13 protein-coding genes and 1 tRNA gene are annotated in these 14,282 nt (G+C 58.6%); 2 read left to right on the top strand and 12 right to left on the bottom strand.

The window, feature by feature from the left end:
- The first annotated feature begins 210 nt into the window (after positions 1 to 210).
- Positions 211 to 789 carry a recombinase family protein gene (locus D2V07_RS11720; protein ID WP_119587151.1) on the top strand — a complete coding sequence of 193 codons (579 nt, stop codon included), beginning with the start codon at positions 211 to 213 and terminating at the stop codon, positions 787 to 789.
- Between the two features lie 361 nt (positions 790 to 1,150).
- Here D2V07_RS11720 and D2V07_RS18395 read toward each other — a convergent pair whose 3' ends face one another.
- The 10 genes from D2V07_RS18395 to D2V07_RS11675 all read right to left on the bottom strand — a co-directional run bounded on the left by D2V07_RS18395 (position 1,151) and on the right by D2V07_RS11675 (position 9,487).
- Entirely contained in the window at positions 1,151 to 1,978 is an 828-nt protein-coding gene (locus D2V07_RS18395) for a hypothetical protein (RefSeq protein WP_147366958.1), read from the bottom strand.
- A gap of 195 nt (positions 1,979 to 2,173) precedes the next feature.
- Entirely contained in the window at positions 2,174 to 3,319 is a 1,146-nt protein-coding gene (locus D2V07_RS11715; RefSeq protein ID WP_119587150.1) for an IS3 family transposase, read from the bottom strand.
- A 141-nt stretch (positions 3,320 to 3,460) separates the two neighbouring features.
- On the bottom strand, positions 3,461 to 4,606 hold the full coding sequence (locus D2V07_RS18390; protein ID WP_147366957.1) for a type I restriction enzyme HsdR N-terminal domain-containing protein: 1,146 nt from the start codon (positions 4,604 to 4,606) through the stop codon (positions 3,461 to 3,463).
- Complete coding sequence (locus D2V07_RS11705; protein ID WP_119587148.1) at positions 4,603 to 5,685, bottom strand: HNH endonuclease; 1,083 nt, start codon at positions 5,683 to 5,685, stop codon at positions 4,603 to 4,605. Before D2V07_RS11705 ends, D2V07_RS18390 begins: the two co-directional genes overlap by 4 nt.
- A gap of 41 nt (positions 5,686 to 5,726) precedes the next feature.
- Entirely contained in the window at positions 5,727 to 5,924 is a 198-nt protein-coding gene (locus D2V07_RS11700; protein ID WP_119587147.1) for a DUF6961 family protein, read from the bottom strand.
- Entirely contained in the window at positions 5,921 to 6,220 is a 300-nt protein-coding gene (locus tag D2V07_RS11695; RefSeq protein ID WP_119587212.1) for an excalibur calcium-binding domain-containing protein, read from the bottom strand. Before D2V07_RS11695 ends, D2V07_RS11700 begins: the two co-directional genes overlap by 4 nt.
- A 92-nt stretch (positions 6,221 to 6,312) precedes the next feature.
- Positions 6,313 to 6,660, bottom strand: a complete 348-nt coding sequence (locus tag D2V07_RS11690) for a thermonuclease family protein (protein WP_119587146.1) — start codon at positions 6,658 to 6,660, stop codon at positions 6,313 to 6,315.
- A 465-nt stretch (positions 6,661 to 7,125) separates the two neighbouring features.
- Positions 7,126 to 7,467, bottom strand: a complete 342-nt coding sequence (locus D2V07_RS11685; RefSeq protein ID WP_158586820.1) for a DUF3768 domain-containing protein — start codon at positions 7,465 to 7,467, stop codon at positions 7,126 to 7,128.
- A 5-nt stretch (positions 7,468 to 7,472) separates the two neighbouring features.
- Complete coding sequence (locus D2V07_RS11680) at positions 7,473 to 8,090, bottom strand: hypothetical protein (protein WP_119587144.1); 618 nt, start codon at positions 8,088 to 8,090, stop codon at positions 7,473 to 7,475.
- 188 nt (positions 8,091 to 8,278) lie between these two features.
- Entirely contained in the window at positions 8,279 to 9,487 is a 1,209-nt protein-coding gene (locus tag D2V07_RS11675; RefSeq protein ID WP_119587143.1) for a tyrosine-type recombinase/integrase, read from the bottom strand.
- A gap of 130 nt (positions 9,488 to 9,617) precedes the next feature.
- Here D2V07_RS11675 and D2V07_RS11670 point away from each other — a divergent pair.
- A tRNA-Ser gene (locus D2V07_RS11670) sits at positions 9,618 to 9,692 on the top strand.
- 3 nt (positions 9,693 to 9,695) lie between these two features.
- Here D2V07_RS11670 and D2V07_RS11665 read toward each other — a convergent pair.
- Both D2V07_RS11665 and D2V07_RS11660 read right to left on the bottom strand, forming a co-directional pair.
- A complete protein-coding gene (locus D2V07_RS11665; RefSeq protein ID WP_119587142.1) occupies positions 9,696 to 10,685 on the bottom strand; it encodes a DUF2891 domain-containing protein in 990 nt (329 codons plus the stop codon).
- Entirely contained in the window at positions 10,682 to 14,170 is a 3,489-nt protein-coding gene (locus tag D2V07_RS11660; protein ID WP_119587141.1) for a hydantoinase B/oxoprolinase family protein, read from the bottom strand. Before D2V07_RS11660 ends, D2V07_RS11665 begins: the two co-directional genes overlap by 4 nt.
- Between the last annotated feature and the right edge of the window lie 112 nt (positions 14,171 to 14,282).

Here is a 14,282-nt window from a genome sequence, read left to right as displayed (position 1 = left end):
GAACAGCCGAGCTGATTGAACGCCAGAAACTGGGGCGCACAGCGGACATTGGACTTCGCGCAGATGCTTTCTGCTTCTTAAGCGGTCGCTCGGAAAGGAGCGGTTTCGAGCCGCTCTAGAGGCCCGCTGCATCCTGCTCCAAATATAGGCTTACGCTTTTCGATACACTAATTTGTTTCGTGACACACTTTCGATACGAGGAGAAAGGCCATGTCGCGAATATTTGCATACTGCCGCGTCAGTACCAGCGAGCAGACAACCCAGAACCAGATCGCGGAAATTGCAGCTGCTGGTTTCCTGGTCGAACCTCGCCGCACCGTGGAAGAGACAATTTCAGGCTCGGTGCCTGCTATGCAGCGCCCCGGCTTCAACCGATTGATGCAAAAGCTCGACTGGGACGATGTGCTGATTGTTACCAAGCTGGATCGATTGGGGCGCAACGCCATGGATGTTCGAACCACAGTCGAGCATCTGGCCGAGGAGAAAGTGAGAGTTCATTGCCTGGCGCTTGGTGGTGTGGACCTCACGAGCGCCGCTGGCAAAATGACCATGTCGGTGATCAACGCCGTGGCAGAGTTTGAGCGCGACTTGCTGGTCGAGCGGACCCAGGCCGGGCTCAAACGTGCAAAGGCAGAAGGCAAGAAGTTGGGACGGCCGCGTGCGCTTAGCGATGACCAGGAAAAAGAAGCATTGAGATTGCGAGCTGAAGGCCACTCATTGGCAACGGTGGCGAAGGAGCTCGACGTCAGCCGATCCGTTATACAGCGAGTAGAACAGCGAAACCGATGAAGTACTGAAGATCGAACCTACACCAATTCCACCATCCGAAAAGCTAGCTATTCTGAAGCAGGACGCACAAGCTGCCCTGCACGGTGATAACTGCAAAGTGTCAAACGCGATCACTCAGGCGATTAGGCTGCTAGAGCTCAGTATCGAAGTGATAAGGCCGTGAATCATGTGCCCAGTCAGTGTCCAAGGATTAAAAGCTGATCACCTAATAGCCATCTTTGTTGCGCAGGATATTCATTGCTAACTTCACGTAGAAGGTTTTCCTGACCGACGGCGCAGGGAAACCGGGAGAAGTTGAATGAAGCGAAATCTTGAATTCGTTGCAGAGACCTACACCCTGGTGACTTGTTTTGCCCGGACATCAACTCCTCCAGCAGTCATTCACTGCGATCTCGTATCTAATGATAGATTCGGCAGTCGCTGTAGTCGCATGGTTTGAATTCGCCGTTCCTTGTCCCGATGGCTGGAGTGATAGGCGAGAGCCGGCGAAATCCGGACAAAGACTCTGTTGACCTAACTCGCGTAGGATTTGCCCTTCTTGCGTGCGATACCAGATTTTGTAGCCAACCAAAGCATGCACTGCACTATGATCTCCGTATTTTCTCTCAAGTTCCCTCAAGCTTTCATCCATGGTGGTACCGGATCCCGGCATGACGACAAAAAAATCGTCTACAATACTCTCTTCCGAAGAATACTCGAAGTTAACGACTAGTCTCTCTCCTTCAGGTCCTAGAGATTCAATCTGGAATGTACGGTCTGAGACCGTGAAGTTCGCATCCTCAAGAATCCGAATAGCTTCGGATTTTAGCATCCCGGACTCAATTCCATGAAGAGAAAAGGGCGGAATCGTATCGCCAATCTGACTTGCCACTGTATCGGCTTCTTCGCGAGCTATAGCCTCTACGCATTCGTAGAGAGAATCAAGAGCTTGGCTACTTCCCGAAAGTGAGAGAGGCGCGGTAATCCAGCCTCTGTTATGTTCGTACAAGCGAAAGCTGTCGCTAGCTCGGAAGGCGTTCAATGCCTCTTCTGAAAGATCAAAATCTACTCTTTGGTCGCTTCTATTGTAAGCCAGCACCTGAGTTGTTCCGTCACTGAAATACAAGGCGAACGTTTTCTCTCGCTTTCCACCTATGGCTATTAAAAGTGCTACCGACTTATCTGAATCCATAATAGCGGTCGCAATCACATGCCCTGCGTTCGATACTCCTGTCGAACAAGCGCCATCGATTAGCGGAGAGGCGGGGGGCCACTGAGCGGAAACGGGTGCTGCTACAAAGAACGCCCCGATAAAAAATAGTAAAATCCGCAACTCCAGTCTCCTAGGATTGTACACTAACCCCATAAAGCGAGGGGGAATAGTTAAGTCAAATCGGGTGCACTGCTACCCAACCTTGGACCACTCAGATCTGGAGTTTTCCGCCTTTCCCAAGTCCGGTGGGCTGGTTTCACCGGCTGAGTTTGCCAGCATGATCGGGGGGATATTCCCGATCGCGCTGTGCGGTCGCTCTTCGTTGTAGTGTCTACGCCAAGCCTCCAGCTTTTCGCAAGCGTCTTGCAGGTTCAGGAACCAGTGGGCGTTCAGCCACTCGCTTCGCAGCTTGCTGTTGCACGCTTCGATGAACGCATTGTCTGTGCGCTTGCCAGGGCGGGAGAAGTCGAGGATCACGCCGCGCTGGTAAGCCCACAGATCCATGTCCCGAGAGATAAATTCACTGCCATTGTCCACTCGTATCGTCTTCGGGTAGCCGATCTTCCGGCAAGTCGCGTCCAGCGTAGCGACCACATTCTCGCCCCGGTAGCTGAACCGGGGATCGATTACCGGTGAGAGCCGCGAGAACGTATCGACCACCGTCAGGATGCGCAGCTTGCGACCCGTCGCCAGCTGGTCGTGCAAAAAGTCCATCGCCCAGACATCGTTCGGCCTGATTGCTGGTGCGCGGTCTTCTCTTAGCTTCGCCTTAACCCGCCGCTTGGGCGTCTTGTTGCGCAGCTGCAAGCCCAACTCCCTGTAAAGCCTGCAGACCTTCTTCAGGTTCACGCACCAACCGTCCCGGCGCAGGATGTAATAGACCCGCCGATAGCCGTAGCGGACATGCGTCTCGCAGATCTCCTTGATACGGTTTTTCAGAAAGGCCGGATCGGTGCGACGGGACTTGTAGTGATAACTGGAAGTGTCGAACGACAGAGCTCGGCAGGCCCTCCGGATCGACACGCCCCAGTCCGCCAGCATCCCGTCGACCAGCTCGCGCTTCCGATCCGGCCTCAGAGCTTTCGGCGGATAACGTCCTGCAGCATCGCGATCAAGCGTCAGATCGGCCACGATCTTCTTCAATCGCCCGTTCTCATCCTCGAGCGCACGCAGCCGCCGCATCTCCGGCGGCATCAGCCCCGCGTATTTCTTCTTCCAGTTGAAGTAGGTCGCCTGGCTGATCCCCGCCTTGCGGCAGATCTCAGCGACCGGAGTGCCTTCTTCGCCCTGCTTCACGACGGACGCCTTCTGCGCGTCCGTGAACTTCGATGCCTTCATACCAAAACTCCTCGCCCAGCCAAGGAATCATATGGCAGAAAACTCTATCCAAAAATGGTCCACATTTCAGGTGGCAGAGCAGCCCGTAAAAAGGGTACAATTCTCAGTCGGTCCGAAACAGAACGAGCAAGGCAATGATGCTCAAGTACTTAAATTGTTTTCAAGAAGGAACGGGCGCAGTAGTTTGGCTTCTCGAGCAACCCATTCCAAAATTGAAGCGGCGCGAGAATCCGGCGACCCCTTGAATGAGTACAGCGGCTGCAAGGCAAGGAAATCTGAATTTGGTCTGTGCCAACCTTCCCCAGGCACTCCGTGTATCGAAGTGAACACGTCATCTTTATCATCAGCGAAAAGCAAAAAGACATGAGGGTCGGTCGGCTCATATCCGCCGAGCTCATCTGCTTGCCAGACATCTTTGACCTCAGGGTACCAAATACCTGTCATCAAGAACGCGCTGTTCGTTGCAGGTGATGCAATAGCATTAGCATAACGCGATGCTGAATAACGGCCGTAATCTAATTCTGCCTCAACCCTTCGAGCGCTCATCTTTCCAGAATTTGCCACACCAGCTGCTTCGTCCCACATTCTGCTTACGAGGTTTTCAAGGGCAGCTCCTTGCTTCAGAAAGATTTGAAGAGCGGCGAATGAGTTCGTGTCGGGAAATTCGTTGGCCATGTTTTCGTTCTCCAGCATTGTCTGAAAGGCTTTAGCAAGACCTGCGGCAAGACTTGCAGGCTTCTCAGTCCGAGTTATCCGACTTAAAGTCCTGGCAATCCGTCCCCAACTTTCGGTGGTGCGCGCGATCCCCTCATACGGGCAAAGATTTGACGCCTTCATTACTCCAAAATCCGCCGGTGGGCGCGTCAAATGGGTAAGGAAGACGAGATGAAGAACCTCGGCGCCTGGCCGCGATTGTTTTACCAGCCAGCGGGCATATCGGTGTAATTGGTTCACAACTTCGCCAGCGTCATTCTCATGCACACTGACCGAATGAGCGACCTTGTTCTCAAAGAGAACGAAAGGTTGATCGCGGTGAAAAATCACGAGATCAGGAATGCCGATGCCCCCTCCCGCTTGAACTTGCGTACGAACTTCCGGAATTTCCTCGCTAAGCAATTTGGCTATTGCAAATTGGTCGGCACCGGTCACTTCGATCAGAAACTTCTGCCATTCGTCTCGATTGAGTTCCCGTAACACTGCTGCGAGGCATTCGGTGAGCCAGTCTTCGAGATTGTTTTTGTTTTCGCGCTGTCGAAAGCGGTAAAGATCGGAGAATAGATCGCTCATTTCTTCAACCTCATTCTTCGATGTTCCGCGCGGTGACAATTCGCGCAGAGTAGCTGCAAATCTGCAATGGTGGTTTGGTGATCTTCCAACATATCGGCGACCTGGGTGACCGCGTGGTGGGCCTCGAAACAGGCTTCGGCGATAGCTTCTCCATATTGATCTCGCCAATCGTTCTTGCAGTTCTCGCAGTGAAAGTGACCGTGCTTGGCGCGGAATGCAGTCTTGAACTCAGCAACTAGGGCTCGGTTGCGTTCGCGGAGCAGATGGTTTGCTCGCTTTGCGCTGCCTTCGACAAACTTCCGGTCCTCGTCAGGGAACATGGACGAGGGTTGATCCTCATCAATAGATGCCGTCGATCGTTCTCGGTTAGCGAGCGCAATTGATGCTTCCGGTTTGGGGACAATAGCGTAGCCGGCAGCTTCGAGCGCCTGAAAGCAGGGTGTGCCGAGACCAGCACTGAAATGCTCGGGGAACGCCTCAATCCCAAGAGCCAGTTCGAGCGCGCGCCCGAAAACTTGCTTTGGCGCGAGACGTATTCCGCCAGCCACCATGAGGTCATAATCTCGCGACATAGAGAAATTGGTCGCGACCTTTCCCGAAGCGATGTCTGCTACCGCCTTCTCAACATGCTTCGCAGTGACCTGTCGCAATTGCGCGGCGGGCAAGCGCGTGGGCGAAGTAGAAGGTAAAGATGCAATGGCGTCGGCAAGCTCGGTTTGGGTCTGTCCGGGCACTATTAGGCGAATGCGGCGCCATGCGCCATGGCTATCTGTCCCCGCATTCATAGCGCGCACAAGGTGCTGGAACTTCTCCTCCGGTGAGCCTGTTAGTTCTGCCGGCGTCGCAATCCGGCGTCGTTCGAGCGGCAGATGTGCAACTGGACGGCTATCAAGATAGAATGCTGGTTTTGCGCCGATAGCAGCAAGGCGCATAAGAATTGCCTCGAGCGCAGGACGGTAGTCGGGATTGCGGGCATTGGTCCCAGCTCCACTACGGCTATGGACTATAATCGCATCACCCTCCACCTCGATCTTGGCATCAAGAGGTTTGCCTTCGCTATCGGTAATTGTAAGTTGCATCACGCAATTGCTGACAGAACTCGCCGACCGCAACAAGAGTCCTAATGAACCCCTGCATCTGTCCGCATGGACCTTAATTGGTCAAATCGTTCGCCAACCTTACGCCAGAGTGCCATTCCATCGAAATCACCCAGCTCGAGAAGTCGGTCTTGTTGTTGCGCGATGTGGAACCATCCATTTTCGCCGTAGTGCCTTTCGACCCACAGCGCCTTGCCCCAGATTTCCTGATCGCGCGTCAAGTCTCGCACCCAACGCCATCGCCATCTCGGTCTAAGTGACGCGCGTAGCCTGGCTGACCGCGCCTTACTGGTGCAGCACCTGCAGCGCGGGCTGCATCGCAGTTCCGATAATACACGGAACCGTCCGGTTGGCGCTGCGCCTGGTCTGCTTGCGGGCTCGTGTCGCTAGTGGCCCTGTGGCAATGACGGGTGCCGGTTTTGCGATCATTATGACAGCCATCGGCCGCAAGCCTGCCGCCATGTCCCGATGCTGGAGAAGCGACAAACAACGCACCAGAAACCACGACGGCTAGCATCGCCAATCCAGACAGCATGCCCAGCAACCATTCTCGCGCACGCTGTAAAGCCGACAGTTGTCTGCTGCTTTCTGGATGGCCCCATTCTTTGCTCAACACCACGGCTCCCTTCTCCCGCTCCAAGTGCGAGCCAGACCTTCAGCCACAAGCTGAGCTCCAATAGAACGACCGGAGCGATGCAATACAGCCAGCGTGCGGCCATAGCGGTCGGTGCCAGAACGCTCGATAGCGAAGCTGTCCGTGTTCAAGAGGACGACCAACCGGTCACGCGCTTGAATTGCCAGCGCGCGCTCATATTCGCATTCTCCGTTGAGCTCTGGCGTATCAATGTCGGCGATGCGGATCTTTTCGCCTTCGAACCAGACAGTGTCGCCATCGTGGACACAGTGATCACGGGGTCCAGGGGCACAAACGGCAAGAGCTGCAGCAACCAAAAGCATGCTTCTGACTAACCCCAAAGAGTGAATTTTCCTACTCGGAACATTTGTGGAACAAGCGGCCCATCGATTCGGAGATAGACATGATAGTTCTCGACGCCACGGTTCTCGCTGCCCTTGCTGCCATCATCACCGCCGTTTCGACCCTGGTGTGGTCAGTCAGGCGCAAGCCATGAGCAGCAAGCGGCTGGACGATATTGGAGACTTCAAGCGCAACGGCTACAACCTTCGCGTTGATTGCCAGTCTTGCAAGCGCGTCGCCGTTATCGATCCCATAGCGCTTACCTTACGCTGCCAGCAGAATGGCTGGTCGCGCCAGATATCGTCGCTTCAATGTCGTTTGCGTTGCTCAGCCTGCGGTTCGAAGGACGTCCGGTGTGGGCCAGGTTTCGCTGACCAAAGGACCCCATAAAAACAGCTGCGACCTCGTCGGCTTCGAGGTCGCAGCTGCCTTTGAGCTATCGGCAATTACCACTCACCTCCCAACATGACGGTGAGCACTCTGCTCGTGACGTCTTGGTTTGCCGGGTCGTCCGAGCCGAACCTCAAATCTGCATCGTAGTAGTCGATCTTCCATAGCAGGTCGGTGCCCCACAGTGTCAGGTCGCCGAAGTCCCGTTCGCCATGCGGGTCGTTGTCGGCATCGAACTCGTCGTACGCTGCAAGACACTCTGCGAGTTGCTCGGCATCATAGCCGGGAATGGCGAGCACCCCGCGTGTGACGACGATGGTGCCGCCGGTGCCGGTCTTGCGGAGTTGGTCATTGAGCCTGGCAATAGCTTCGGCGCGTGGCACCTTGATGTCCACCACGGGGCTCACCCTCGGACCTGCTTGAGTAGTTCGTCGATTTCAGGCTTAGCGGCGATGGCGAGTTCAGTGGCGTCGCGCACCGGTCCCATGGCAGCGTCAAAATCGTTCTCCTGCACCGCCTTGGCGAACAGGTCAGCGCTGATGACGATGGGCAGGTAGATTGCTTTGGCCTTCGTATCGACTTTGAAGCCCTTTTTGCGCAGCTTGGCGACCAGGCTGGCGTTCTCTTCCAGCTTGACCATGTAGTGGGCCAGCCCATCGCGGAAGTTCAGTTGCAGCCACATGGCCGTCGGTCCGGCATTGAGCGCTGCGGCCAACCAGGTGTGGTCGTTTTCGTCTTCAGCCTGTTCGACGATCTCGAGCCAGACATCGCCGCGTCCGATGCGCTTCGTGGGCTTCCAGTCTGGGCACGTGATCAGCGCGCTCCAGGCTGTCGTGACCACCTCGGACGGTTCGGGGACGGTGTTGCGCATGGCGGAGATGATTTCGCGCAGCATCCAGTCACTGAGGTGGCCTTCGGCAAGTTGGTAGTCTTGCTCGATTTGGGCGATGCCGCGCACGATGCGGCCAGCGACCTGCGGGTCCTGTGCCATGGCCAAGCTTCTCTGTTCGGTGGTGTCCATACCCCGGTTCCTTCTTTTCAATTTGTCAGGTTGACGTTCAGCAGCACGGCTTTCGTCGCTGAACACGGCGAAGTTCGCTGCTGATCCGAAATTTACCGGGGTGGTGAGCGTAGGTGAAGATTCGGAGCAGCTATTTGTCTGGGCAGTAAGGATTTAGTTGGAAGGCAATCACAATCTGCCGGCGCGGCCTAGGTTGTCGAGCTACTCCTATCGCCATCAGTCAAGGCGCTGCTAATGGCTTTGCCCACCGCATCGGAAGCGAGCAGTGCCGGGTCAGCATCGACGTGTGCGTAGCGTTGTGTCGTTTGTGCCTGACTATGCCCTAGGAGCCGCCCGATGACCGGAAGGGATGCACCCTGTCCGACTGCTACGCTAGCTACGGTATGCCGAAGATCATGCAATCGCACACCATCGATTTCTGCGTATGTGCAAAGCTTAGTCCAAGGCTTCCTAAGATTTACCATTCGACCAGAGCTTCCCTCGCCAGGGAAAGCATATTTGCTATCGAAAGAAAATTTTCGCTCGTCCTCAAGAACCGATACTGCTGCATCGTTGAGGAAAATCGGCTTCGCACCTGTCTTGCTGTCTGGGAGATTGATCACTCGAGCTTTCAGGTCAATCCAACTCCACTCTAACGCCAAGATTTCATTCAGTCGCGCGCCGGTAAAAAGGAGAAGTCGGATGGCGTTCGCTGCGGCACGGGAAATTTTGCCCTCCTTAGGCAGGGCCTTCAGTCCCTGGCCTAGCTTCCCTAGCTCTGATGCGGTGAGGTAGCGGGTACGAGCTTTTTCACTAAATTTCTCGACATGGCGGCAGGGATTCGAGCCTGTAGGCCTGTACTCCCAGACCTCGGCAAGGTTCATCAGCCGCGACAAGAGGGCTAAAGCCCGGTTTGCCTGATAAGGTGTTTCCCTGAGCTGCTTGTGAAACTTGTCCACGTCACTGCGAGTGATTTCACTTACCCGTTTCACTCCGAATGAAGGTCGAAGTAATTTTTCCCACTTCCGTTCATATTCGCGACGGGATTGCGGCTTCAGCTGGCGGATGTGATCACGTTCGTATCGCGACCAAAGGTCGGAGAGCCTCATCTCGCCTCGCTGGCTCATCTTCTCGCCCTGAGGATCTTCGCCCTTGCAAGCAGCTACAAGCACCTCTCTTGCAAGCTTGCGTGCTTGATCTGGCGTGAGCCGTCCGTGGCGGCCCAACGTTATCCAACGTTGCCGAGCAGATCGCCCTCCAGCACCAACTCGATACTTCACAACGTAGGTTTTTGTGCCCTGCCTAGTGCATTTGATCCCGAAACCGGGAAGCCCAACTTCCCATAAAAAGACTGGCCTATCGTCATAAGCAACGAGCTCATCCACCTTGGTCTTGGTGATCTTAGCAACGGCCGTCATAACGTCATCCCAACAACCACATAGCAACCACCCTCGGGAGCAAGCGATAGAATTGCATAGTAAGCGACTCACGCGCGCGAGGCAATTTAATTCGATAAATCAACGTTTAATAGTAACGCAGGGCAATTGGGAGTATTATATGGGAAACGGCGACACATGACTTTTAATCAGTAGGTCGCTGGTTCGAACCCAGCAGGGCTCACCATCTTTACTTCGCCAGCAGCGCGAGAAGCGCGAAGCTCGCCAGCCAGTGCGAGCCCATGTAGTCGCCGTCGATGGCTTCGAGCGAGGCGGCGAAGTGCTTTTCGGCAAGGTCGTGCAAGTAACCGGCGCGCGATCCTGTCTCTAGCCCCCCTGCAATCTGGCGCAGGGCCCAGGCACGGCTGAGGTTCAGCCCGTCGAGGTGGGCCATCTTGCCATCGGTCGGGTCCGAGACTGTAACCGGGGCGCATGCGGTTTCCAGCCAGCCGCCTTCGGGCAGGACCGTTTCCAGCCATCTGGCGAAATCCTTCGGCGGCATCACCCGCTGCATCAGCAGTGCGACGGACAGCACGGGGGACAGGAAGGAATCGCCGCCCACGTCCCACCCGCGATATTCGTCCAGACTGCCGAACTGCGCTTTGGCGTATTCCTCGATCAAAGAGCGCAGACCCGGATCGAAGGAACAGGCCCAGTCGTGCGCCAGCGTCAGCGCGAACGCGGTGTTGGCGTGGGTACCGGTGGTGATGGGGTAGGTAAGCTTGGGCAGGTAATCGGCGAACCCGGCAGCGAAGTGCCGGGCCAGCGGCGCAAGCAGCGTCGCCCATTCCCGGGAATCGTGGCGGCTCGCTTCCAGATGCAGGTAAAGCAGCCAGGCCCAGCCATAGGGCCGCTCGAACCCGCGGGATTCGGGCCTTTGCAGGTAGGCGAGTTCCGCGGCGAGCTGGTCCGTCGTGAACGTCTTGTCCGCCAGTTCGGAGATCGTGCCTGCCTCGGCCATATCGGGAAACAGGCGGCGCACGGTCAGCAGTGTCCACCAGCTGTGCACGCAGCTATGCCAGTCGAAGCTGCCGTAGAAGGCCGGGTGCAGTTCGCGCGGGGTGCCGGTATCGAAAGGCCCGGCCATCACGTGTCCCAGCGAGTTGGGATACTCCTGCCCGACGTGACCCAGCGCGGTGCGGGCGAAGCGGCTGGCGAGCTTTTCGTCAAGCGGTCTCATGGTGCGCCATATCCTCCGCCGCCGGGCGTGCGGATCACGATCGTATCGCCGGGAGCCATGTCTGCACCGCCGGTCGCGCCGAGGTCAAGCACCGAGCCGTCGGCCCGTTCGACAAAGGTTTGGCCGGGCAAAGCGTCGCCCCCGCCAGCAATGCCCCGAGGGGCCACCTTGCGCCGGTTGGCGAGAATCTGCGCGCGCATCGGTTCGAGAAAGCGGACCACGCGCTCCACTCCTTCGCCGCCATGCCATTTGCCCTTGCCACCGGAACCGGTGCGGATCGCGAAGCGCTCCACGCGGACGGGCAGGCGGGTTTCCAGCACTTCCGGATCGGTGAGGCGCGAATTGGTCATGTTGGTCTGCACGGCGTCGGTTCCGTGGTGCCCGTCACCTGCGCCAGAGCCACCGGCGATGGTTTCGTAATACTGCCGCGTGTCGTCGCCGAAAGTGAAGTTGTTCATCGTACCTTGGGAAGGGGCGAGCGCGCCCAGGGCAGCGAACACGGCATCGGTGACGACCTGGCTTGTCTCGACATTGCCCGCCACCACCGCCGCGGGCGGCTGGGGTGCAAGCATGGAGCCTTCGGGCACCACGATCTCCACCGGTCGCAGGCATCCGTCGTTGAGCGGAATATCGTCGTCGATCAGGCAGCGCAGGCAATAAAGGACTGCGGCGCGGGTGATGGCGGCGGGTGCGTTGAAGTTGTTCGGCAACTGGTCGCTGGTGCCGGTGAAGTCGAAACGGGCGGTCTGCGCGTCCCGGTCTATACTGACCGCCACATGCACCTCGGCACCATTGTCCATTGCGTAGGTGAAGCTGCCGGATGTCAGGCGTTCCACCAGCGCGCGCACGGCGGCTTCGCCGTGGTCCAGCGCGTGGCCCATGTAGGCGGTCAGGACTTCGCGGCCATGCTCGCTCGCGGCATCGCCCAGCAGGTCCGCCCCGCGTGCGCAGGCCGCAAGCTGGGCCTTGAGGTCCGAAAGGTTGCGCGCCGGATTGCGCGCCGGGTATTCGCCGGAGGTGAGCAGGACTCGCAGGTCCTCCGCGCAGAAGCGCCCTTCGTCCACCAGCAGTACGTCATCCAGCCGCACGCCTTCCTCGGCGATGCTGGCGCTGTCGGGCGGCATGGAGCCGGGCGCGGTGCCGCCGATATCGGCATGGTGCCCGCGCGCGGCAACAAAGGCATCCGGCTGCGTGCTGTCGTCAGCAAGGAAGACCGGCACGATTACGGTCACATCGGGCAGGTGCGTGCCGCCGGCATAGGGATCGTTGAGGCAGTAGGCATCGCCGCGCCTGATGCCCCGCTCGCTCGTCGCGCGGTTTTCCACGATGCGCCGGATGCTGGCCGACATGGAGCCAAGATGCACCGGGATATGCGGCGCGTTGGCGATCAATTCGCCTTCACCGGTGAAGAGCGCGCAGCTGAAATCCAGCCGCTCCTTGATGTTCACCGAGCTGGCCGTGCTTTCCAGCACCACGCCCATTTCCTCGGCAATGGCCATGAACATGTTGTTGAATATGCCGAGGCGGATTGGATCGACTTGCGTTCCGGCAGCCCGCGTGTGCTCGCGCGGGGCACTGCGGTTCAGGATCAGCGATCCATCATCCGCCAGCGTCGCGCGCCAGCCCTGTTCGACAATCGTGGTGGAGCCGGGGTCCGGGATCATCGCCGGTCCGTCCAGCGACTGGCCGGGGGTGAGCGAACCGCGCTCCTTAACCACGGCCTGCTCGGCAAGGCCGCCGCTCATGCCGCGCCCCTCGACGCTGAGCGCTTCGAGGACGACGGGCGCCTCCTCGTCCGACCAGCCGAACCGGCGGCGGTGCTGCTCGCGGAAACGCGCGTCGGCTTCATCCGACAAGGGGAGGTCTAGCGTGGTGTCGCTGCCTTCGAAGCGCAGGCGCATGCGACGGATAAGTTCGATGTTTTCCTGCGCAATCCCCTGCGCTGTCAGGTCTTCGCTCACGCGGCTTTCCAGATCGGCCAGCGCTGCGGAGAAGTCCTCGGTCAAGGGGCGCACAACGCCTGCTTCACGCATGGAAACCACCGGGGCCAGGCCGATGCCATAGGCGGAAAGCATTCCGGCCAGCGGGTGGACTAGCACCGTCTCTATGCCCAGTTCGTCCGCCACCCGGCAGGCGAATTGTCCGCCAGCGCCGCCGAAGCAAGCCAGCGCATGGGTCGTCACATCGTGTCCGCGCGCGGTCGTGATGGTGCGGATGGCGTTGGCCATCTCGTCCACGGCAAGGGTGAGGAAGCCCTCGGCGAGGTCTTCCCTCGACATTGCCTCTGGCAGCTGTGCGATGATTTCATCGATGCGGGCGGCGGAGGCTTCGGGGTCGAGCGGCTGATCGCCATCGGGGCCGAATACCTGCGGAAATTCGGCAGGATCGATGCGCCCCAGCACCAGATTGCAATCGGTTACCGTCAGGGGGCCGCCCTTGCGATAGCAGGCAGGGCCGGGGTCCGCGCCCGCGCTGGCCGGGCCGACGCGCAGCGATTGCCCGTCAAACCGGCAGAAGGAGCCGCCGCCTGCGGCCACGGTATGCACCTGCATCATGGGGGCCGCGATGCGGATGCCCGCCACCACGCTGTCACCTGTGCGCTCGTACTCGCCGGAATAGTGGCAAACATCCGTGCTGGTGCCGCCCATGTCGAACCCGATCAGCTTGTCATGGCCAAGGGCCGCGGCTGTCTGCACCATGCCGACGACGCCGCCGGCTGGACCCGAGAGCACAGCGTCTTTCCCGCGAAAGGCGCGCGCATCGGCAAGGCCGCCGTTCGACTGCATGAAACGTAAAGACCCGTGATCGGGCAGGCGCTCTGCCAGCTGGTCAACGTATTGCCGGATCACCGGCGAGAGATAGGCATCCGCGACCGAGGTGTCGCCGCGCGGCACCAGCTTGATAAGAGGGCTGACCTCGTGGCTGGCGCTGACCTGCGTGAAGCCCAGCTCGCGTGCGATTGCGTCCAGCCGCTTCTCGTGGTCCTGATAATGCCAGCCATGCATCAGCACGATGGCGAGCGCTTCGTAGCCGTCGTCTCGCAAGGCCTTCAGGTCGCGCCGCGCGGCATCCTCCTCCAGCGGCACGAGCACTTCGCCGTCCGCGCCTACCCGCCCGGCGATTTCCACGGTGCGACTTTCCAGCCGTTCCGGCTTCACGATGTGCCGCGCGAAGATATCTGGCCGCGCCTGGTTGCCGATTGTCAGCGCATCGGCGTGGCCTTGCGTGATCGCCAGCGCCACCCGCTCGCCTTCGCGTTCCAGCAAGGCGTTGGTGGCGATGGTGGTGCCGATGCGCAGTTCCGCGATGGGGCCTTCTCCGTGCTCCGCCATCAGCCGCCGCACCGCCTCGCTGGCAGCGTCGGGATACTGTTCGGGATTGCTGGAGAGGAGTTTGGTGGTGACGATGTTGCCCGCAGGCGTCTGTGCCACGACATCGGTGAAGGTGCCGCCGCGATCTATGGCAAAGCGATAGGATCCGGTCATGTCCTAGGAGCTAGGAAGGCAAGCGCCGCTTGTCGACCTGTTGCAGGGAGCTCGCCAAGAAAAAGCCCCGCATGCCCGAATGGCTTGCGAGGCTCTTCAATCGTCCGTGCGC

Origin of the sequence: Aurantiacibacter zhengii (assembly GCF_003584125.1) — a bacterium.
In the GTDB taxonomy this organism is placed as follows: domain Bacteria; phylum Pseudomonadota; class Alphaproteobacteria; order Sphingomonadales; family Sphingomonadaceae; genus Alteraurantiacibacter; species Alteraurantiacibacter zhengii.
The sequence above is the reverse complement of the archived record's forward strand: the minus strand, read 5'-3'. Positions and strand labels throughout refer to the sequence as shown.

Coding starts and splice junctions, on each gene's coding strand:
- D2V07_RS11720 (WP_119587151.1), top strand. CDS start 211: ATGTCGCGAATATTTGCATACTGCCGCGTCAGTACCAGCGAGCAGACA.
- D2V07_RS11715 (WP_119587150.1), bottom strand. CDS start 3,319: ATGAAGGCATCGAAGTTCACGGACGCGCAGAAGGCGTCCGTCGTGAAG.
- D2V07_RS18390 (WP_147366957.1), bottom strand. CDS start 4,606: ATGAGCGATCTATTCTCCGATCTTTACCGCTTTCGACAGCGCGAAAAC.
- D2V07_RS11705 (WP_119587148.1), bottom strand. CDS start 5,685: ATGCAACTTACAATTACCGATAGCGAAGGCAAACCTCTTGATGCCAAG.
- D2V07_RS11695 (WP_119587212.1), bottom strand. CDS start 6,220: ATGCTAGCCGTCGTGGTTTCTGGTGCGTTGTTTGTCGCTTCTCCAGCA.
- D2V07_RS11690 (WP_119587146.1), bottom strand. CDS start 6,660: ATGCTTTTGGTTGCTGCAGCTCTTGCCGTTTGTGCCCCTGGACCCCGT.
- D2V07_RS11680 (WP_119587144.1), bottom strand. CDS start 8,090: ATGGACACCACCGAACAGAGAAGCTTGGCCATGGCACAGGACCCGCAG.
- D2V07_RS11675 (WP_119587143.1), bottom strand. CDS start 9,487: ATGACGGCCGTTGCTAAGATCACCAAGACCAAGGTGGATGAGCTCGTT.
- D2V07_RS11665 (WP_119587142.1), bottom strand. CDS start 10,685: ATGAGACCGCTTGACGAAAAGCTCGCCAGCCGCTTCGCCCGCACCGCG.
- D2V07_RS11660 (WP_119587141.1), bottom strand. CDS start 14,170: ATGACCGGATCCTATCGCTTTGCCATAGATCGCGGCGGCACCTTCACC.